Source organism: Brachybacterium vulturis, assembly GCF_043641765.1.
Classification (GTDB): Bacteria; Actinomycetota; Actinomycetes; order Actinomycetales; family Dermabacteraceae; genus Brachybacterium; species Brachybacterium vulturis_A.
Window position 1 is genome coordinate 36,308 of sequence record NZ_JBHZRO010000019.1, and the last position, 21,270, is coordinate 57,577.

Here is a 21,270-nt window from a genome sequence, read left to right on the forward strand (position 1 = left end):
CCCCCGGGAGCACAGTCGCTCCCGGGGCACATCCCCTCACCCCAGGATTCCCCGGAGGACCGAATGAACGTCAACGACGGCACGCCTGCTTCGACCGCGGCCGAGGAGAACAGCTCGCAGCAGCCCTTCGAGGCCGACGCGGCAGAGGCCGCACCGATGAACGGGACGACGCCGGCGCCCGGGACGGTCGATGGGGCTGCGCCCGCCACCACCGCAGCGGACGGCGCCCCGAGCGTCGCCTCCCTCTCCGCGCAGACTCCTGCTGCGGCAGAAGGGACCGTCGCGGTGTCGGACGATCCTGCGCAGACGGCGTCGAGCACGACGACCGACGACGAGGACGCGGACTCCGGAGAGACCGACGAGGAGCGTCTGCGTCGCCTCGAGGAGGAGGGTGACATCGCCGCCGACTACCTCGAGGAGCTCTTGGACATCACCGATCTCGACGGCGACATGGACATCGATGTGGACGGCGATCGGGCCTCCGTGGAGATCCGCGGCGCGGACCGGCTCGCCCGCCTCAACCGGCCCAAGGGTGAGCTGCTGGACGCCCTCCAGGAGCTCGCACGGCTGGCCGTGCAGACCCGCACCGGACAGCGCTCCCGGTTGATGCTCGACATCGGCGGCTTCCGTGCGGAGCACAAGAACAGCCTCGAGGAGCTCGCCGCGACGACGATCGCCGAAGCGAAGGAGTCCGGCGCCGCGGTGCCGATGCGGGCGATGAACCCCTTCGAGCGCAAGGTCGTCCACGACGTCGCCAAGCGCGAGGGTCTGCGTTCGGAGTCCGACGGTGACGGCAAGAACCGTCATGTCGTGATCTACCCGGCATCCTGAGGACCTTCATGCATCCGCTTCCCGACACCCTCCGCCCGACGGCCGAGCGTCTCTTCGGCGATCGTCTCGAGCTCGCCGAGCGCTTCGCCGTGATGCTGGCCGAGCAGGGGCCCGAGCGCGGCCTGATCGGCCCGCGGGAGGTCGAACGGCTCTGGGAGCGGCACCTGATCAACTGCGCCCTGATGGTCGACGGGATCGACGCTCTGGACCACCCGGTCGGCACGCTCGCCGATGTCGGATCGGGCGCCGGCCTGCCCGGTGTGGTGATCGCGATCGCCCGGCCGCAGCTGCAGGTCACCCTGATCGAGACCATGCAGCGTCGCACCACCTGGCTCGAGGAGGTCGACGCCGAGCTGGGCCTGGGTCTCGAGGTGGTGCGGGCCCGGGCCGAGGAGCTGCACGGGCAGCGCAGCTTCGAGGTGGTGACGGCGCGGGCGGTCGCCGCGCTCGACAAGCTCGCCCGCTGGACACTGCCCCTGGCGGCCGACGACGGCTCGCTGCTGGCCATGAAGGGCTCCTCGGCGGCGGACGAGGTGGAGAAGGCACAGAAGGTCCTGGCCCGGCTCGGCGGGGTGGATCCCACCACCTCGCTGTACGGGGAGGGCGAGGTCGAGGTTCCCACTACAGTGGTCCAAGTGCGTCGCCGTGCGAAGGCGACCAGGAAGGGAGACGCACGTGGCTGAACAGCGCGATGACTCCTCCCCGGGGCACGGCGCGATGGAAGACACCCCGCTGATGCGTGAGCTCACCCGGGATCATGCCCGCCGGAAGAAGCTCGAGGGTCTTGACTTCCCGCGATCGGGCGGTACCCGGATCATCACCGTGGCCAATCAGAAGGGTGGGGTCGGGAAGACCTCCACCACCGTGAACGTGGCTGCGGCGCTGTCCATGGGTGGGTTGAACGTGCTGGTGATCGATGCCGACCCGCAGGGGAACACCTCCACCGCGCTGAGCATCGAGCACCATGCCGAGGTGCCCAGCATGTACGAGGTGCTGGTCGAGTCCGCGCCGCTGTCCGAGGTGATCCAGCAGGTCCCCGAGATGACGGGCCTGTTCTGTGCACCGGCCACGATCAACCTCTCGGGGGCCGAGATCGAGCTGGTCTCGCTGGTGGCCCGCGAGAACCGGCTGCGCAACGCGATCCGGGACCTTCTCGAGGAGCGCGAGCAGCAGGGTCTGGAGCCCTTGGACTACGTGCTCATCGACTGCCCGCCCTCGCTCGGCCTGCTGACGGTCAACGCCCTGGTCGCCGCCCGCGAGGTGCTGATCCCGATCCAGGCCGAGTACTACGCCCTCGAGGGCCTCTCACTGCTGCTGAACAACATCGATCTGATCCGCCAGCACCTGAATCCGGACCTGGTGGTCTCCACGATCATGCTCACGATGTACGACGCCCGGACCCGGCTGGCCGCGCAGGTGGCGCAGGACGTCCGTGATCACTTCCCGGAGCAGACGCTGGAGACCTCGATCCCGCGCTCGGTGCGGATCTCCGAGGCACCGAGCTACGGCCAGACGGTGCTGACCTACGATCCGAGCTCCAGCGGGGCGCTCGCGTATCGTGCAGCAGCCCATGAACTGAACTCCCGCTCCGCACCCTGACCCCGTTCCACGGGGCCTCGACGCGATGATGCGCGCAGGGACCGTGGACACCCCGACGGCGACGATATTTCTCGGAAGGACAACGGCCATGACGCAGAAGCGAGGACTCGGTCGAGGATTGGGTGCCCTGATCCCGGGCGCCGGCTCGACCCCTGCGCCTGAGCAGGAGCTTCGTACGCGCACGCGCCCGGCCACGAGCTCTGGTGGCGACTCCGGGAGCACCCGTCCGGTGGATATGTTCTTCTCCGGGGAGCAGGCGTCCCGCGAGGAGGAGAGCGCCCAGCGCGAGCGGGCCGGTGCCCATGACCTGGCGACCGGGATGGCCCGCGCCGCCGCCGAGCGCCGCAGCCGTTCCGGGAGCGCCACAGGGCGTCGCACCACCGTGCCCAGCTCTGCGAAGTCGCCGGCGAAGACCGAGGGCACGGCGAAATCCGCCGCCGACTCCTCCGCGACCACCACCGCCGGCAGTCGGGCCGCGAAGAGCACGGGCAGCAGTGGCGCAGAGAAGCGGACCACGGCAGCGACTCCGAAGACCTCGGGGACGGCATCGACCCGGTCGACGTCGTCCGGGAACAGGACTGCGAAGCCCGAGAAGGCCGTACCAGCCTCTCCCTCGACCGCGGCGAAGAGCACCACCCCCGCCACGGCACCGAAGTCCTCCTCCGAGTCGAAGTCCCCCGGCTCGAAGCCCTCCGGCTCGACGTCGTCGACCCCCAGGGATGCCGCCGCAAGAATCGCGGACGCCGCGACCGAGGAGCAGGCGACCACTGCACCGTCGTCGGCGGCTTTGACCAGCTCGACGCCGACCAGCGATCTCGCAGAGGCAGAGAGTCCGGCTGCCGACGCGGCCCCGGCCACCGGCACCGGCGAGCCGACCGAGGACAGCTCGGTCGTCAAGGTGGAGGAGGTCACCCCGACCGTCCCAGAGCCGAAGACCGTGCCCCAGGATCCCGCCGCCGACGATGCTCCGCAGCACGACGCTCCGCAGGGACGGGGGCTGGTCAGCGTGCCGGGCGCCGAGTTCGCGGAGATCCCGATCCACGAGGTGCGGGAGAACCCTCGCAACCCGCGCACGATGTTCGACGACGACGAGCTCGACGAGCTCGCCCACTCGCTGCGCGAGGTGGGTGTGCTCCAGCCGGTGGTCGTGCGACCGATCTCGGTGACCGAGGACGGCGAGTCCTTCGAGCTGGTCATGGGCGAGCGCCGGTGGCGGGCGGCGCGCCGTGCCGGTCTGCTCTCGATCCCCGCGATCATCCGCGAGACCAGCGACGATGATCTGCTGCGGGACGCGCTGCTGGAGAACCTGCATCGCAGTCAGCTGAACCCGCTGGAAGAGGCCAACGCCTATCAGCAGCTGCTCGACGACTTCGGGTGCACACAGGATGAGCTCGGGGACCGCATCGGTCGCTCGCGGCCCCAGATCACCAACACCCTGCGCCTGCTGCGCCTGCCGGCGCTCGTCCAGCGCCGGCTCGCCAGTGGTGCGATCAGCGCTGGTCATGCTCGCGCTCTCCTCTCGCTCGATGATCCGCGGCTGATGGAGGAGCTCGCCCAGCGCATCGTGCAGGAGGGCTTGAGCGTCCGAGCCGTGGAACGCCTCGTCGCGCGGGGAGGCCAGCAGCCCGCCACCCGGACGGTGCGCCGCAGCACCTACGATCCGCATGTCGTCGATCTGACCAGTCGCCTCTCCAATCGACTGGAAGCACCGGTCCGCATCGATGTGGGCAAGCGCAAGGGACGCGTCACCCTGGAGTTCACGAATCTCGAGGATCTCGAGCGTCTCGTCGAGAACATGGGGTTGGACATCCCTCTCCCCACGGGAGACCAGACCGACAAGAGCTGATCTCGGCTCGCAACCACAGAGGGGACCCGCTCGGGCGGGTCCCCTCTGTGCTGTCCGAGCATGGAATGTGTCCCCGACCTGTAGCCACACGCGGAGCGGGACTCGGACACACCATCCTGACATAAGGATCCTGACCGTCACTAACATTCTCCTGTCTGCACACCGTCGTCGCCGTGGTGGAATGCTGTTCCGGACAAAACCCCCGGTCGTGCCGTGATTTTCGCTTTGTCCACCGATGTGCACAACCTTGTGGAAATCCGAGTCTCGGTACCGATCGTGACCACCCCGGAGGGGATCGACGACCCTCCGCTCCATGGGCGGCGGCGTCCGATGCGTGCCCCCCGCCTGATGCTCTGCGCACAGTCTCGTCGGGGCTCGGGCAGCCACTCCTGGATAGCGGGGAGAGACTCAGGCGACGTTCCACGGGAAACTCTCTGTGGGCGTCATGATCACGTCGAGCTCGGGCCATCGTTCTGCATAGAGTCACAATGCCGTCCGGTACTTGTTGTCCACTCGCGTTTCGTGTGAAACGTCGTGCCGGCTTTGTCGTCTGCCTCGCTCGGCAAGAACACGGGCCATGCGGCCGCACCGTCCGCGGAAGAACCTGGACCGACGCGGTGCGCCGGGTATGCCCTCACTTCGCGCCCATCGCACACGTGTGCTCAGATCAGATCCCCGTAGTCATGTTTCCCGTGGAACTCGGAGACTGACGTGGACCGGATGGTACCGGGATCACATTCATCACCAGGCGTACTCCCCTTTCCCGTTTCACGGGAAACGTGTTGCGTTGACGCGACGGCATCCAGGAGCGATGTGTTGGAACAGCTCGAAGGCGGGTGGTGCACCAGAATGCGGCATCGGAGGCTATCGAGCGACGTCGTCGTCGTGCGGACATCGTCCGTTCCACGTGGAACCACAGGGTCCACCGGTGACCAGACTCCGGGAATCCCCTGCAACGTCATATTTCTGGTGAGCCGAGAACTGCTTTCCCTCACGGATACGGTGGGTCGGGTGCCAGGGGTGGGCAGGAGGCGCTTCTCCTCCCACCGTACTGTTTCCCGTGAAACGCTGCTGTGGGTCAGATATCCGGACGTCAACAGCGACGGAGTGTGCTGGGCCGTCTGCGCTTCCGAGGACCGCCCGCACGGATCCGATCACGATGATGCACTCGGTCACCAAGTCCGCGACGCACAATGAGTTTCCCGTGAAACGTCTCCCGCACGTCCACGCCGGCGCCACCACGACCGCCGAGGTTCTCGATTCTCTGATGCTGAACAAACACCCCGGTCTGGCCATGGGAATGCACGAGCGACATAGATCTGGTGAGAAGGCCGCGGAGAGCGTTCCACAGGAAACGCGACACCGCGTCTCGACCTTGTATGACGGCTCCTGTGCCAAGCCCGCAGCGCTCGCTCCCTGCGGAGAGTGCAGCATCGTGTGGACGGCTGTGCGGCCCTGGCGGAGAGATCACGGATCGCGTCTCCTTCACCGTGGCAGGCGACTGCGCCTCCGTATCAGCAAGGGGTCGAGGGCGCGGGCTGCGTTCCACCGGCGCGAGATAGCCATGAACGCTGACTCCAACGGTGATGTTTCATGGGAAACGATGTGCGGTCCGCTCCGTTCGCTTCAGCGCACCTCAGAGTGCTGCATCAGGTGGCCGCCACCATCTGGCGTTTCACGGGAAACTCTTACGGATGGTGCGTACGCGATGGTCTCAACGTACGGATACCAGACCACGAGCGCGCTTTGTGGTGCCGTGTGCATCCGATCTCGTGGACGCTGTACACACGACTGTCATAATTCACGTGAAACAAGGTGGCGATCACTGCGGTCCCGGGCGATCAATCCCTCATTCAGCAGATGCGAGGCGCACGGGCCGTGCAGATGACGCACACACCGCACGAATCGTCGTCGGTGACGTTTCACGTGGACCCCACCCTTTCGCCGGAGGGTCCTCAATCGGGCCGACCGTCCGTCGACCTGATCCCCCTCCCAGCCGGCGGCGGGCACGTTTCACGGGAAACGTCGAATGGCCCCGGGGCCAGAGAGGCTCAACGCCACCCTTGGAGTCGAGGCACTTTGGGGGACTGCGGATGCAGCGCAGAGAGATCTCCCGTCAGGCGACCTGAACCGGCAACGCCTATGAGCCGCGCAGTGATCGTCATCGCGAGGCGGGACAGTCGCCCGACAATGTCCGTGGACGGCGGCTATGCACAGTGTGCGTAAACTTGTGGACAACTCAGCAACCGGCAGACGTCCAAAAAGAAGTCGCGAGGCAAATAGTCAGGGGCAACGACGAGCCGTGGGATCTTCTGGCTCGTCATTCGACTACATCCCTGCAGGTCAGAGCCATTGCCCTGGCCGCCCGCAACCTCATGTGAGACCACGGATTGTCCACATCAGAATGTGGACAACCATGTGGATGTAGGTACCGCGTGGTGTGGATAACTTTGTGGATAGCGCTGTGGACAACCTCGTCCTGGCACGTCAGAGGCCGCAGTACCGGATGATTTGACAGCAAATCGAGACGCCGTGGCATGCCGACCCCGAGATGTACGCGGGCCGTGAACCTCCCTGCCGAGCCTCAGTGACCGGGCCCGAACTCGGCGTCGATCACATGTTTGGGCTGTGCTCCGGTGCGACGATGCACGAGGCGCCAAGGCCCCGGCAGAGTCACCTCATCGCCGGTGAGATCCGTGCCCGTGAGCGCCCCGAGGATCATTTCCTCCGAGTCGGCGGCGGAGCTCGCTCCGGTGACGGGGACGAGCTTCAGCCAGTTGGGCAGCATCTCCACCGAGCACTCCTCCAGGAACTGTTCGGACGGATCCTCGACCAGCAGCACCCGCACCGCAGTACCCCAGCGACGGCCGAGCTCCCGCAGCACGGTCGGGCCCGGACGTGCGGGTCCCGCCCAGGGTGCGCTGACCAGCACCACGACCGGGACGGAGCCCTGCCCTGCCGGAGGTGCTCCGTCCCGGTCCTCCGGCGGTGCGCTCCCCGCAGGGAGACCGGCGCTCACTGGGTGACGGTGTGGGCCACGGCCTCGTCGACATCGATGCCCGCTGCGGTGTCCGCCAGCCAGCGCTCCGCATCCAGGGCGGCCTGGCAGCCGGTGCCGGCAGCGGTGATCGCCTGGCGGTAGGTGTGGTCGACGACGTCGCCGGCGGCGAAGACCCCGGGCACCGAAGTATTCGTGGAGCGGCCGATGCAGACGATGTATCCCTCGTCGTCCAGCTCGAGCTTCCCGCGCAGCAGATCGGTGCGTGGGAGGTGGCCGATCGCCTCGAAGACCGCGTTCGTGGGCAGCACCCGCTCCTGACCGGTGACGGTGTCGCGGAGGGTCACGGACTCGACCTTGTCGGCGCCGTTGATGCTGACGATCTCGCTGTTCCACGCGAAGCTCAGCTTCGGATCCGCCTCGGCGCGCCGCGCCATGATCTTGGAGGCGCGCAGGGCATTCCGGCGGTGGACGAGGGTGACGGACTTCCCGAAACGGGTCAGGAACGTGGCCTCCTCGACCGCGCTGTCTCCGCCGCCGACGACCACGATCTCCTGGTCCTTGAAGAAGAAGCCGTCGCAGGTCGCGCACCAGCTCACGCCCTTGCCGGAGAGCGTGTCCTCGCCGTCGATCCCCAGCTTGCGATAGGCGGAGCCGGTGCTGATGATCAGCGACTTGGCCTGGTAGACGGTGCCGTCCTCGAGCGTGACCCGCTTGACCGCGCCCGCCAGCTGCAGATCCACCGCATCCTCGTAGATGATCTCGGCACCGAAGCGCTCGGCCTGCTCCTGCAGGTTCGTCATCAGCTCGGGCCCCTGGATCCCCTCGGGGAAACCGGGGAAGTTCTCCACATCCGTGGTGGTCATCAGGGCACCGCCGGCATCGAGAGCGCCGGCGATCACGATCGGCTTCATCTCTGCCCGTGCGGTGTAGATGGCTGCGGTGTATCCGGCCGGGCCGGAGCCGACGATCACGACCTCGTGGATCGTGTCGTCCTGCGGGGTGCCCGCGGCGGCGGCGGGCTGTGCGACCGGGGCGGGGCCGCCGAGGATGTCGAGAGCCTGGATGGGCTGCGTCATGGTGGTTGTCCTTCCATGGGGAGGTCGGGCGGTCAGCGGGAGGACCGCCTCCAAGTATGGAGCAGGTCGCCCTCGGCGGCCGGCGCGTGGAACGAGGTCAGAGGGAGCCGATCATCACGTCCCCGGACCAGAGCCGGTTCTGCTGGGGTGTGAGGTCGTTGTCGGTGGATCCGCAGGTGGGAAGCACGACGGTCGCGGAGACGATGCCGCCGTTGGCTCGCAGCGTCTCGCGATCCGACGGTCCGTGCACCAGCAGCCAGCCTGCTGTCTGCTCGCCGCCCCATGCGACCTCCTCCATGATCAGGATCGAATCCGGGATCCCCTGCGCCTGGAGGCAGGTCGCCGCGTCGAAGCTCGTCATCGGTTGGATCGTGCCGGAGTCGATCAGGCGCTGCACCTCGGTGCCGAGGGTCTTCTCCGTGACAACGGGAACGCCGACGGAAACCTTCCCGGTCCCGCCCAGCGAGTCGGCAGCGGTCGAACCGGCCCGGACGTGGGTGGCGGTGGTCTGCTCCAGGGCAGCCGCCAGCTGGACCCCCATCAGTGCAGAGGCGATCAGTGCAAGGAGCACCACGGGCACAGGGATTCCGAGGAGGGAGCCGAGGCGCGATCCACGTCCCTTCCCGGTCGGCGAGGAGGGACGGTCGGGCGTCCGCTCGCTCATTCGACCTGGATCTCCGCGATACGTGCCCGGAAGCGGCCGTCCTCGGAACTGTCCGGCGGCAGATCCGGGATCCACAGCATCACCGTGTCCGTCTCCATCGTCTCCGGTGCTTCCAGGCGGACCTCGCCGTCGGCGACGAACTCACCGGTGGCCAGCACCTCCCCGGGGGACCCGTCCTCGTTCACGGCATGCAGCTCGATGGCGCCGCCGTTGTTCAGCGCCGTGGTGACGGTGACGGCGGTGAAGGTCGAGGGCTCGGCGAAGTGCAGCCGGATCCCCACCCCCTCCTTGAGGCCGCCGTAGTCGGGGCTGGCGTAGTGCTGGGTGGACCAGTAGGTGGAGGTGTCGCCGTCGGTGAGCCGCTCCTGCTGATCGGTATGGTCCGGTTCCTCCCCGTCCGGCAGGGCGAGCAGCTCGACGCCGTCGATCTGGGGCGCGGGCAGCGCCTCCTCGGTCACCTCCTCGGTGGGCTCGGCCGGGGCCTCTCCGGTCTCCTCCTCGGTGGGCGCGGCCGTCGTCGCCGCCGGGGAGGTGGCCAGGGGATCCGCGAGGATGTCGCGGATATCGCTGGTGATCGTGGTCAGTGCGAAGACCAGCGCGATCATCACCACGATGGCGCCGCCGATGATGATCCACTGCGACTGCAGCGAGCGCTTCTCCTGGTCCCGCGGGCCCATCGCGTAGGTCTCGGGGGCGTCGGTGTTCACCGCGACCCCGACCACGTCCCGCAGCAGGGAGCTGCGCTGGAACGGCACGGTGCTCTGCTCGGGCTCCTCGAGCACCGAGCGGTCGCGCCCGTGGATCACGATCGGGCCGTCCCCGCGCTCAGGAGCCACCTGGTCCGTGCGCCCGGTGACCGGGACCGGAGTGGTCGCCGCGGCATCCGCGCTGTGGGCGACGGGACTCGACGGCGTCGCAGCGGAACCGCCCGGGGTCGTCGCCGCGGGGGTGGATGCCTGGCCGACGTTCTGCGGCACCCGGTCCGGCACCCCCTGGGTGGGGGATGCGGGGGCCAGCGGTGCATCCCCGGCATCGGTGCCGACGAGCGGCCACTGGGATCCGGCGGTGCGGGAAGGGAGGTCGGGTGTCCGGTCGGCCACCTCCCAGGAGGCCGCTGCGCCCGTCGCTGTGCCAGCCGCTGCCGCTCCGACGGCGGCACCGCCGGCAGCCTGAGCACCGCGTCCGGTGGTCGGAGCGCCCTCCGTCGTCGGCTCCGGAGGAGCAGTGATCTCCAGATGCCCCGGGAACGGACTGGTGCTCCGCTTCTGATCGAGGTGGAGGTCCTCGACGAGCGCCTTCGCCGCCGCCGAGTCGGGCTGCACCTCGTCGGTCCGGTCCGGTGCGGTTTCCTGATCCTGTGCGGTGTCCTGGTCAGGAGCGGATTCCTCGTCCTGGACGGCGGCCATCAGCGCCGTGCTCTCCAGCTCGTCGTCCGAGGTGCTCTCCGCCTCGGGTGCGGGCTCCGCGGAGCGTGAGTACGCCTCGAGGGTCACCGGGATGGACTGCCACGGCTGCAGCGCCTCGATCAGCTCACGGGTGGTCTCGGGGATCTCGTCAGCCGACTCGTTGAGCACCAGGTCGCACAGCAGATCCAGGTCCTCCGTGATCGTGGTGTCCACGAGCGTGGAGGGACGGGGGACGATGCCGGTGGCGTCGTGTCGTGGGCTGCGCCCCGTCAGCGCCCGGTACAGCAGTGCGACCAGGGCGGCGGTGTCCTGGAATGACGCCACCTCCCGGGAGCGGTCGAGGCCGGGGTGCGCGGCCGCCTCCACCCCGATGCCCAGGAGCACCACCGCACCGGACCGGGTGTCGACGAAGACGCGGTTGGAGTCCAGGAACTGGTGGCGCACCCCGCGCCGGCGGGCGGCCTCCAGCCCGGTCGCGGCCTCCCCGATGATCGCGCGGGCGGTCTCGGGGTGCAGCGGCCCCTCGGCCAGCAGAGCGGCGAGCGGCGGGGCGGGCGGCAGCGAGTACTCGACGACCGTCGTGGGACCGTCCGCCGAACCCGAGGCGGGCGGGTCCGGCCTGGTGTCCCGCGGATCGTCGAACACGACGATGTCCTTCACCGCGAGCAGGTGCGGATCCTCGACCAGGTAAGCGCGACGCACGGCGTCGGCGGCCTCCAGGGCGGCCTCGCCCCGCACCACGAACAGCACCACGCCCTCCCCGGTGGAGATCGAGCGCGCACGATGCCACACGGCACCGTCGGCGACGCCGGAGAGAGGGACGCGTCCCTCCAGCGTCCACCGGGAGCGCAGTGCGTCCGGCTGTGGGTTCGTGTTCACGGACCGTCCTTCTCGTCGTCCGGCGGGAGATGCCCGTCGCGTGCATCGACCATGCTACGAGGTCACTCTCGTGGTGCGGCGGGTCAGCTCATCCAGCTTGCGCCGTGTCATCCCCACCAGCCGCCGCACCTCGGACACCTGCAGCAGGTAGGCGACCACGGTGAACACCACGGTCATCACCCCGGCGATGAGCGCCCCGAGCAGCACCGCCAGCAGGCGATGGCTCCACAGCAGATCCTCCGCCAGCAGCACCAGACCGGTTCCGGCGGCCCAGCTGACCAGCGCGGAGGCCGCCAGTCGCCAGAACAGCGACATCCCGGCGCGGGTGCTCGGCGGCTGCGTGCCGTGCCGGCCGGCGTGACGGCGCAGCAGGCCGATGCCCACCAGCCACGCCACCGCACTGCCCAGGCTCATGGTGCCGGCGGCGGAGGCCGCCGCGTACATCGGATCGACCAGCGCCAGGATGAGCGGGACGGAGAGCACCGTGAGCGCCGCGATCGGGATCTGCGCCATGAACGGGGTGCGGGCGTCCTCATAGGCGTAGAACACCCGCTTGATCAGGTACAGCGAGGCGAAGGGCACCAGGCCGAGCATGTAGGCGACCAGCACGGTGCCGTTGGCCCGGGCCGCGGCTTCGCCGGTGCCGCCGCCGATGACCCACATGATCGGGCCCGACAGGGCGATGAACACGGCCGTGCACAGCATCATCGGCACTGCCAGCATCCGGTTCGTCCGGCTGTAGCGCTCCAGGGCGCCGCCGTGGTCGGCGTCGGCCGCACTGCGGGAGATGGAGGGGAACGCGGCGGTGACCAGGGTGACCGCGATGATCCCCTGGGGAATCATGAATGCCAGGTAGGCCCACTCCATGGTGAGCAGCGCCGGATACTTCGCCGCGAGGTCCGGCTGGTCCTGGAGCTGCTCCGTCATCCGGACCGCCCCGCCGGTCGCCCAGCGCGTGGCCCAGATGCCGAGCTGGCCGAGCCCCAGCATCGCCAGCGACCACAGCCCGATCCGGCTGAGCTTGCCCAGCCCCAGCCCGCGCAGCCCCCACTTCGGCCGCAGCCGCAGGTCCAGCTTCTGCACGTACCAGAACAGGAACAGCACCTGGGCCGCGGAGCCGCCCACGTTGATCGCGGCGATCGTCACGATCATCGTCATCGTCCACTGGCCGGGATCGCCGACGGTGCCCCACAGTCCCAGGAACAGGGCGGCGCCGAGGATGCCCACGAGGTTGTTGACCACCGGAGCCCACTGGTACGGGCCGAAGGAGTCATGGGCGTTCAGCAGCTGCCCGCACATGACATAGAGCGCCGAGAAGAAGATCTGCGGCATCATCCAGTAGCCCATCTGCACCGCGAGCGCGTAGGTCGCGGTGGGCAGCAGGCCGCTGGTGAGCGTCAGCAGCAGCGGGACCGCGACCAGGCACACCGCGGTGATCCCGAGGGACACCGCAGCCACCAGGGTCATCAGGCGCGAGACGTAGTCGCTGCCGCGGTCCGGTCGTTTCACGGCGCGCACGATCGCGGGCACCAGGATCGCGTTCAGCGTGCCGCCGCCCACCAGCAGCCAGATCGTGTTGGGCAGCGTGTTCGCCGCGCTGAAGGCGTTCGCCGCGGCGGACATCGACCCGCCGAGGATCGCGCCGAACAAGAAGTTCCGCACGAAGCCGAGCAGCCGCGAGATCATCGATCCCGCCGCCATCACCACGCTGGCCCGCAGCAGCGCAGAGCTGCTGGAGGGGATGCCGTGACGACGGTGACGAGGGACGTGATGGACCCGGCGGGCAGTGCTCATGAGCGGTCCTCCTCGGTCGGTGCGGATGCGGGGTCGGGAGCGGGGTCCGCACCGGGAGCCCGATCCGGGGTGGATCTCCCGGAACGGGCCAGCTCCTCGGGATCCTCCGGGCCGGCGAAGCCCGGGGCCCGAGTGGCGGCCCCGGTGCGACGGGCGCGGGCGACTCCGAGCACCACCAGCAGACCCATCGCGATGACCAGCAGCAGCGTGGTCCAGTTCTCCCATGACGGGTTGACCGTCAGGGGCACGCGCACCGGAGCGGTCAGCGGTCGACCGTCGGTGGTGGTGACCACGGTGGTGAGGGTGACGGAGCCGTTCGCGATCGCCTCGACATCGACCGCGGCATCGAGCTGGCCCCGGGCGGGGACCTCGACCACCGCCGGCTTCCCGACCTGCACCAAGGGCTTGTCGGAGGTGACCTCGATCCGCACCGTGATCGGGGTGTCCAGTCCGTTGCTGATCGTGATCGGGACGCTCACCGCATCCGAGATGACGTTGTAGCCGGAGGCGGGCACCACCTGGATGCGGTCCTGCAGCGCGGTGGAGAGGGCGGAGGCCTCCTGGGCGCGGGTCGCCGGGATCTCGGGCGCACCGCGCCAGCGGATCGAGGTGCCGGCGAGGATCTCCCGGCGCGGTGCGTCCAGCGGGGCGTCGTCCTCCATCGCGGTGGCGAGCGTGTCCACCTCGGTCCAGGCGTCCTGGAGCTCGGTGAGCGCTGCGGGGTCCAGCAGCTGCGGATCCTCGGCGCCGGCCAAGTGCTCCCAGCTCCCGGTCTCGGAGGGCCCGCTGGGATGGACCCCGACGGGGTCGATCCGGCCCAGTGCGTACAGTTCACCGCTCTCGCTGCGCGGATCCCCGGTCCATTCCTGCTGGTCGGCGGCATCCAGCAGCGTGCTCGTGCTGCCGCTGACGAGCCAGGGCGCCTCCTCCATCGCATCGAGGGCGGCACCGGCCGCGGCGGGGTCCAGCACCGCATCGGTCGAGGGGGAGATCAGCAGGTGGCGCGGCGCCAGGGTGTACTCGGAGGCGATGGTCGCGGTCTCCGCGAGCAGGCGCTGCCGAATCTGTTCCGCGTCGGAACTGCCGGTGAGCAGGGAGAACTCGGAGGAGAGCTCCGGATCCGGGGCCAGCAGCGTGAGCTCGTCCCCCTCCTCGCGGGTCGAGGGGTACACCCCGACGGAGCTGGGGGTCACGGAGGAGCTCGGGTCGCGACGCAGGGAGCTCGAGGGCACGATCGCGGCGGTGCCGCCCGCGGCGAGCACCGCCTCGAGGGCGTCCGCGTCCGCGTGGGCGCCGTCGACCCGCAGCGCCGAGCCTCGCGGTGCGATGCCGGAGTCCTCCCATGCCTGGTCGCCGCGCTCGCGGACCACCTCTGTGAGCTGCTCGGCGCCGGCGGCCCGCAGGCTGATCGTGTCGGACCGGGCGTAGGGCATGGACAGCACGGTGCGCTCGTCGGCCGCATCCTCGAGGAGGGTTGCGAGCTCGGCGGAGCGCGGCTCGGGGGCGTACTCGGGGATCGTCTGCGCGTCCTCGGCCTCGGTGGGGGGCGGGGTCGAGCTCGTCCCGTCGGCGTCCACAGGCATCCTCGGGGGATCCAGCAGGGCCGGGTCCATCCACCAGTCCACGCCCTCGCGCCGGGCGAGCTCGCGCACCGAGGCCAGCCGTCCCGCTGCGAGGGAGGTCTCGAAGCCTTCGGGGTCCGTGACCATGGCCGAGGCATCCTCCGAGGCCAACGGCAGCAGCACGGACTGCGTGATCCTGTCCTCCGCCTCCAGGGGTCGCCACACCACGAAGGTGCGCAGCGTGGCCAGCGGATCCTCCTCGGCGGCGACGGTGAGCGCGAGGCGGCGGGTGCCCCAGTAGTACGGCGCCTCGGAGTAGCCGAGCTCCGCAGCATCGATCTGCACCGTGAGCACGGTCGACTCCCCGGGGTCGAGCCGGTCGCGGGCCCCGGAGCTCGCGATCGCCTCGCCGACGGGCTGTGCAGAGGTGTCGGACTGCCAGGTCGACAGCACCTCGCGGTCCGTGACCCGGGCAGTGCGGGTGCGCAGCTCGAGGGTGAGGGCGGGCAGCGGCTCGGAGGAGGTGTTGGTCACGTCGATCTGTGCTTCGAGGGTGCCGCCGGGGGCCAGCGAGGTGGGGGTGAGGGAGACGAGATCCATGCTCACCGGCGAGTCCTCGGCCGTGGGCGGGGGCGCGGACGGGACGCGAGGAGTGAGCTCTGTGAGGGCTCCGGGCGCGGCATGAGCAGCAGGAAGCAGGGTCGCCGGGCCGCTCACCAGCACTGATGAGGTGAGGAGCAGGACCGTCAGCAGCGCCGCGAGCATCGGGCGCACGGACGGCGGGGACGACGGCATGATGACACTGTAAGCGGCCGTTACCGTAGGGAGCCTGCAGGTGCACGAGACCTCTACAAGGCAGTGATGCAGCGCAGGTCCCCGCTCTCCGCGCCCCGACCCAGGACAGGACCCCCCGTGACCGATCCCGTCGACGAGACTGCCGGCACCGCCCCGCGCCTCGACACCGCCCGCCGCCGCGCGGCCTCGATGTTCCAGGCCCTGCCCGAGGAGATCCACGTGCTGGGGCGGATGTTCGAGGCGGCCGGGCACGAGCTCGCCCTCGTCGGCGGGCCGGTGCGGGACGCGGTGCTGGGCCGTTCGAGCGCCGATCTCGACTTCACCACGTCCGCCCGCCCCGAGCAGACCGAGCAGATCCTGCGGGAGTGGACCCAGGACGGCGCGATCTGGGACATGGGCCGCGACTTCGGGACGCTGGGCGGTGTGCGCGACGGCGTGAAGGTCGAGATAACCACCTATCGCACCGAGTCCTACGACCCCACCAGCCGCAAGCCGCAAGTCGAGTTCGGCGACACCCTGGCCGGCGACCTCTCGCGGCGGGACTTCACCGTCAACGCGATGGCGGTGCGCCTGCCCTCGCTCGAGCTGGTGGACCCCTTCGACGGACTCGCCGACCTGTCCCGCACCGTGCTGCGCACCCCCGTCGGCCCCGAGCAGTCCTTCGCGGACGACCCGCTGCGGATGATGCGTGCGGTGCGCTTCGTCGCCCAGCTCGGCTTCCGCATCGAGGACGCCACGGCCGACGCGATCGAGGCGCTCGCCGAGCGGATCACCATCGTCTCCGCGGAGCGGGTGCGGGAGGAGCTGGTCAAGCTGATGCTCGGTGCCCATCCGCGCGGCGGGCTCGAGCTGCTCACCGAGCTGGGCCTGGCCGCGCACGTGCTGCCGGAGCTGCCCGCGCTGCAGCTCGAGATCGATGAGCACCATCACCACAAGGACGTCTACCAGCACACCCTCACCGTGCTGGATCAGGCGATCGACCTGGAGAGCCCGGCCGGCTCCGCCGGCCCCTGCGAGGCTCCTGACCTGGTGCTGCGCCTGGCCGCGCTGCTGCACGACATCGGCAAGCCCGCCACCCGTCGCTTCGAGGAGGGCGGGGTGGTCACCTTCCGCTTCCACGAGACCGTGGGCGCGAAGATGGCCGCGAAGCGGATGAAGGCCCTGACCTTCGACAAGGACACCACCAAGAAGGTGGCCCGCCTGGTCGAGCTGCATCTGCGCTTCCACGGCTACGTCGACTCGCTGTGGTCCGACTCCGCGGTGCGCCGCTACGTCACCGACGCCGGGGACCTGCTGCAGCACCTGCACCGTCTCACCCGGGCCGATGTCACCACCCGCAACCGGCGCAAGGCCCGCACCCTCGCCCGCGCCTATGACGAGCTCGAGGCCCGGATCGATCAGCTCGCCGAGCAGGAGGAGATCGGGAGGATCCGCCCCGACCTGGACGGCAACCGGATCATGGAGCTCCTCGACCTTCCGCCCGGTCGGCTGGTCGGCGAGGCGTACACGCACCTGCTCGAGCTGCGGATGGAGCACGGCCCGCTCGGTGAGGAGCGGGCGATCGAGGAGCTCCGCACCTGGTGGGCGGCCCGCGAAGGATCCTGACCGGTGCGAGCTCGGTCGGTGGCGCCGCCTCCCGTGGGGTGTGGAGGTCGTGTGAGGGCCCGCCCGCACCGATGTGAGCGGCACCGCACCGGACGTGCACACCCTGTGTGCTTCGCCGCCGGGTCGTTCCGTCCGGCGTGCTGTCGTGGTCATACTGAATGGCTGGGTGCGCAAGAGAACGATCGCGGCGCCCGCACATGTCCGAGCCCCCCGAAGGACCAGGAGCAGCCATGAGCGACTCTCGACGCTCGTCCCGCGGCTCGTCGGATCGATCGCGCCGATCGACGAAGCCGACGACCGGTGGTGCCCGCCGTGCCGCCGGAGTGCGTCGCGCCTCGACGCCCAAGTCCTCCGCTCCCAGGACCTCCGGCACAGCGCCTGCCTCCAAGGGCAGCAGCCGCACCGGTCGCCGGACGTCGGCCGCCGGTGCTCCGAAGCCGCCCACCTCGCGCACCTCGGTCAAGGCCCGTCACGCCGGGGTCGCGTCGGCCGCCGCCGCCGCGCCCAAGGGCCGCGCGAAGAAGGCCGCCGCCACCAACTTCCTGAACTATCCGCGCGCCGGCGCGAAGAGCCCCTGGCGCTGGATCCCCTCGCTGCGGCTGATCGTCGGCGCGATGGCGCTGATGGTGCTGGCCGGTCTCGGCTTCGCCGTCTGGCTGTACAACGACACCGAGGTGCCCGAGCCCTCCGACTTCGCCCTCGCCCAGACCTCCCGCGTCTACTACGCCGACGGCGAGACCGAGATGGGGCAGTTCAGCGAGATCAACCGCACCGAGCTGCCGGCCGACGAGATCCCCGACAACATCAAGCAGGCGGTGGTGGCCAGCGAGGACGCGAGCTTCTACGAGAACCGCGGCGTCTCCCCCCGCGGCATCGTGCGCGCACTGGTCAACAATGTCGTCGGCGGGGACCGGCAGGGCGGCTCGACGATCACCATGCAGTACGTCGAGCGGTACTACACGGGTACCGAGACCTCCTACGTGGGCAAGGCCAAGGAAGCGATCATGGCCTTGAAGATCGACCAGGAGCTGCCGAAGGACGAGATCCTCTCGCGCTATCTCAACACCATCTACTTCGGGCGCGGTGCGTACGGCGTGCAGGAGGCCTCGCAGGCCTACTTCGGCAAGGACGCCTCCGAGCTCACCGACGCCGAGGCGGCCCTGCTGGTCGCCGTGATCCCCAGCCCCTCGACCTACGACCCCGACAACGACCTCGAGACGGCCACGAACCTCTGGGACCGGGTGATCACCCGGCAGGTCGCGGAGGAGCAGATGACCCCGGCGGAGGCCGACGCCCTCGAGTTCCCCGAGACCGTTGAGCCGAACACCGAGAACTCCCTCGGCGGTCCCGAGGGGTACCTGCTGACGGAAGTGCGCACGGAGCTGATCGCGCAGGGCTTCACCGAGGAGGAGATCAACACCGGTGGTCTCCGCATCGTCTCCACGATCGATCCGGCGGTCCAGGAGAACACCGTCCAGGCCGTCGAGAACCTGCCCGATGACCGCCCGGAGAACAACCGGCTCGGCACCGTGACGCTCGACCCCACCACCGGCGCGATCCGCGGGATGTACGGCGGTGCGGACTACGTGGCCCAGGCACGGAACGACGCCACCCAGTCCCGCATGCAGGCCGGGTCGATCTTCAAGACCTTCACCCTGATCACCGCCCTCGAGCAGGGATTCCCGCTGGACTCGCGCTGGGACGGCAACTCCCCCAAGAGCTTCTCCGAGGTCCCCGGCGGCTGGACGGTCAACAACTACAACGACACCGACTACGGCCGGGTGTCCCTCCAGAAGGCGACCACCAGCTCGATCAACACCGCCTATGCCGAGGCGAACATCGAGGTCGGCCCGGAGAACACGATGGAGACCGCCATCCAGCTCGGACTGCCGGAGGACACCCCCGGCCTGGAGCCGGTGCCCTCCAACGTGCTGGGCTCGGCCTCACCGACGGTCAGCGAGATGGCCGAGGTCTACGCGACCATCGCCTCCGGCGGCGTGCACCACGACTCCTACATCGTCGAGTCGGTGACCCGTTCCGACGGCTCCACCCGTTACGAGCACGAGGGAGGGGACGAGAGGATGCTGGACGAGGAGGTCGCGATCAATGCGACCGTCGCCCTCCAGGGACCTCCGACGGAGGGCTCCGCCCGGAGCCTGCAGGGCGTCATGAACGGCCGACCGGTCGCCGGCAAGACCGGCACCTCGGAGAGCTTCCGCTCCGCCTGGTTCGTGGGCTTCACCCCGCAGCTGGTCACCGCCGTGGGCATGTTCCAGCCCGGGGAGGACGGTTCCGAGCAGCAGCTGACCCCCTTCGGAGGCGTGCAGAGCATGACCGGCGGCCAGTTCCCCGCCGACGTCTGGGGCGACATCATGTCCACCTCCCTCGAGGGGCAGGAGATGCTCGACTTCCCCGACGAGGTCCGGCTGGACAACGAGACCCAGGAGCGCAGCTACGTGCCGCCGCCCCCGCCGCCGCCGACCACTCGGGCGCCCGAGCCGACGCAGGAGCCCAGCGAGGAGCCGTCCGAGGAGCCCAGTGAGGAGCCGTCGGAGGAGCCCAGTGAGGAGCCGTCCGAGGAGCCCAGTGAGGAGCCGTCGGAGGAGCCCAGCGAGGAGCCCAGCGAGAAGCCGACGAAGCAGCCGACCACCGAGCCCGGCGACGGGGGCGGCGAGAACACCCAGCCCACCGAGAATCCGAAGGAAGAGGCGCAGGGCGGCGACGAGGAGGCCAGCGCCGGCGGCCAGGGCGATGGCTCCGCGAACGGCGAGGGCGACGGCGACACACTCTGACGCGAGCCCCGATCGGTCGCCCTCACCGGGTGTTCGCCTGTGATGCGTCGCGCACCCCGCGGTGTTCCCTGGCCGATGGGGGGCGTCGCGGGTACGCTGGGCCGGTCCGAGACGGGTATCGCCGATGCCCGGACCGGATGGCATGAACCCTCCTGCCACGGAGAGACCGTGGCCGCAGAGACCACAGGAGGTGGGTACCAGAACATGCGCAAGTACGAAATGGTCGTCATCCTCGACCCGTCCGTCGATGAGCGGACCGTCACCGGAACTTTCGAGAAGCTCGTCCAGGTCATTCCGACCGAGGGCGGCACCATCGACAACGTCGACGTCTGGGGCAAGCGGAAGTTCGCCTACGAGATCGACAAGAAGTCCGAGGGCATCTACATCGTCCTCAGCTTCACCGCGAAGGCCCCCACCGCACAGGAGCTGGATCGCCAGCTCGGGCTCAACGAGTCCGTCATGCGCACCAAGGTCATGCGTCTGGACGCAGCCTGATCCGCTGCCGCTGACACCCGCACCACCCCACCCCATCCCGGAGCAGAGGAGCACCCATGGCGAATGACACCGTCATCACGGTGATCGGCAACCTCACCGCCGACCCCGAGCTGCGTTTCACGCAGTCCGGCATCGCGGTCGCGTCGTTCACCATCGCGTCGACCCCCCGCATGTTCGACCGTCAGGCGAACGAGTGGAAAGACGGCGAGGCGCTGTTCCTGCGCTGCTCCATCTGGCGCGACGCCGCGGAGAACGTGGCCGAGTCGCTCGAGAAGGGCACCCGCGTCGTCGCGCAGGGCCGTCTCAAGCAGCGCTCGTTCACCGACCGTGAAGGTCAGAACCGCACCAGCATCGAGCTGGACGTCGACGAGATCGGCCCCTCCCTCAAGTACGCCACCGCGAAGGCCAACAAGGTCCAGCGCGGGGGCGGCGGAGGTCGCGGCGGTTTCGGCGGCGGCGCCCCCCAGGGCGGCGGCCAGGGTGGATACGGCAACCAGGGCGGACAGGGCGGCTACACCAATGCCCCCCAGGGCGCCCCGGCCGCCGATCCGTGGGCCGGCGGCGGCAACCAGGGCGGATACGACGACCCGCCCTTCTGATCGCTCCGGCGATCACTGCATCACACTGATCCATTCCATCCCGGGTGCATGCCCGGGCTCCCCTCAGAAAGAAGGAGCACCACGATGGCCAAGCCCTCACTTCGTCCCCCGAAGAAGAAGCAGAACCCGCTGAAGACCGCGGGAGTCGAGACTGTCGACTACAAGGATGCCGCGCTGCTGCGCAAGTTCATCTCCGACCGCGGAAAGATCCGCGCCCGTCGGGTCACCGGCGTCTCCGTCCAGGAGCAGCGCAAGATCGCGAAGGCCGTGAAGAACGCCCGCGAGATCGCCCTGCTGCCGTACGCGACCTCCGGCCGCTGAGCGAG

15 protein-coding genes are annotated in these 21,270 nt (G+C 69.5%); 9 read left to right on the plus strand and 6 right to left on the minus strand.

Annotated features, from left to right (window positions below):
• Nucleotides 1-63 precede the first annotated feature (63 nt).
• From ACHUEU_RS13860 to ACHUEU_RS13875, 4 genes are all read left to right on the plus strand, one after another.
• Nucleotides 64-831 (plus strand): R3H domain-containing nucleic acid-binding protein, encoded by a 768-nt coding sequence (locus ACHUEU_RS13860; RefSeq protein WP_394216717.1) that lies wholly within the window; start codon nt 64-66, stop codon nt 829-831.
• 8 nt (nt 832-839) lie between these two features.
• Nucleotides 840-1,514: a 16S rRNA (guanine(527)-N(7))-methyltransferase RsmG gene (rsmG, locus tag ACHUEU_RS13865; protein WP_394216718.1), complete on the plus strand. Its 675-nt coding sequence runs from the start codon at nt 840-842 to the stop codon at nt 1,512-1,514.
• A gap of 34 nt (nt 1,515-1,548) precedes the next feature.
• Nucleotides 1,549-2,430, plus strand: coding sequence for a ParA family protein (locus ACHUEU_RS13870; protein WP_394216737.1), 882 nt, complete (start codon nt 1,549-1,551; stop codon nt 2,428-2,430).
• Nucleotides 2,431-2,518: 88 nt separating this feature from the next.
• On the plus strand, nt 2,519-4,276 hold the full coding sequence (locus tag ACHUEU_RS13875) for a ParB/RepB/Spo0J family partition protein (RefSeq protein WP_394216719.1): 1,758 nt from the start codon (nt 2,519-2,521) through the stop codon (nt 4,274-4,276).
• 2,584 nt (nt 4,277-6,860) lie between these two features.
• Here the strand turns inward: ACHUEU_RS13875 and ACHUEU_RS13880 are convergent.
• The 6 genes from ACHUEU_RS13880 to ACHUEU_RS13905 form a co-directional block, all read right to left on the minus strand.
• Nucleotides 6,861-7,295, minus strand: a complete 435-nt coding sequence (locus ACHUEU_RS13880; protein ID WP_394216720.1) for a hypothetical protein — start codon at nt 7,293-7,295, stop codon at nt 6,861-6,863.
• Nucleotides 7,292-8,353, minus strand: coding sequence for a thioredoxin-disulfide reductase (gene trxB, locus ACHUEU_RS13885; RefSeq protein ID WP_394216721.1), 1,062 nt, complete (start codon nt 8,351-8,353; stop codon nt 7,292-7,294). Before trxB ends, ACHUEU_RS13880 begins: the two co-directional genes overlap by 4 nt.
• 97 nt (nt 8,354-8,450) lie before the next feature.
• Nucleotides 8,451-8,927, minus strand: coding sequence for a hypothetical protein (locus ACHUEU_RS13890; protein WP_394216722.1), 477 nt, complete (start codon nt 8,925-8,927; stop codon nt 8,451-8,453).
• Between the two features lie 86 nt (nt 8,928-9,013).
• Nucleotides 9,014-11,302 (minus strand): protein kinase family protein, encoded by a 2,289-nt coding sequence (locus tag ACHUEU_RS13895; protein WP_394216723.1) that lies wholly within the window; start codon nt 11,300-11,302, stop codon nt 9,014-9,016.
• Nucleotides 11,303-11,356: 54 nt separating this feature from the next.
• The gene (gene murJ, locus ACHUEU_RS13900; protein WP_394216724.1) at nt 11,357-13,096 is read right to left on the minus strand and encodes a murein biosynthesis integral membrane protein MurJ; all 1,740 of its coding nucleotides are present in this window, start codon (nt 13,094-13,096) and stop codon (nt 11,357-11,359) included.
• Entirely contained in the window at nt 13,093-15,453 is a 2,361-nt protein-coding gene (locus ACHUEU_RS13905; RefSeq protein ID WP_394216725.1) for a DUF6049 family protein, read from the minus strand. The genes murJ and ACHUEU_RS13905 overlap by 4 nt, the downstream gene beginning before the upstream one ends.
• Before the next feature lie 117 nt (nt 15,454-15,570).
• Between ACHUEU_RS13905 and ACHUEU_RS13910 the strand changes: the two genes are divergently transcribed.
• From ACHUEU_RS13910 to rpsR, 5 genes are all read left to right on the plus strand, one after another.
• A complete protein-coding gene (locus ACHUEU_RS13910) occupies nt 15,571-17,058 on the plus strand; it encodes a CCA tRNA nucleotidyltransferase (protein WP_394216726.1) in 1,488 nt (495 codons plus the stop codon).
• A gap of 230 nt (nt 17,059-17,288) precedes the next feature.
• Nucleotides 17,289-19,850 carry a transglycosylase domain-containing protein gene (locus ACHUEU_RS13915; RefSeq protein ID WP_394216727.1) on the plus strand — a complete coding sequence of 854 codons (2,562 nt, stop codon included), beginning with the start codon at nt 17,289-17,291 and terminating at the stop codon, nt 19,848-19,850.
• 204 nt (nt 19,851-20,054) lie between these two features.
• Nucleotides 20,055-20,345, plus strand: a complete 291-nt coding sequence (gene rpsF, locus ACHUEU_RS13920; protein ID WP_394216728.1) for a 30S ribosomal protein S6 — start codon at nt 20,055-20,057, stop codon at nt 20,343-20,345.
• A gap of 56 nt (nt 20,346-20,401) precedes the next feature.
• Nucleotides 20,402-20,944 (plus strand): single-stranded DNA-binding protein, encoded by a 543-nt coding sequence (locus ACHUEU_RS13925; RefSeq protein WP_394216729.1) that lies wholly within the window; start codon nt 20,402-20,404, stop codon nt 20,942-20,944.
• Between the two features lie 84 nt (nt 20,945-21,028).
• Nucleotides 21,029-21,265 carry a 30S ribosomal protein S18 gene (gene rpsR / locus ACHUEU_RS13930; protein WP_394216730.1) on the plus strand — a complete coding sequence of 79 codons (237 nt, stop codon included), beginning with the start codon at nt 21,029-21,031 and terminating at the stop codon, nt 21,263-21,265.
• Nucleotides 21,266-21,270: the final 5 nt, after the last annotated feature.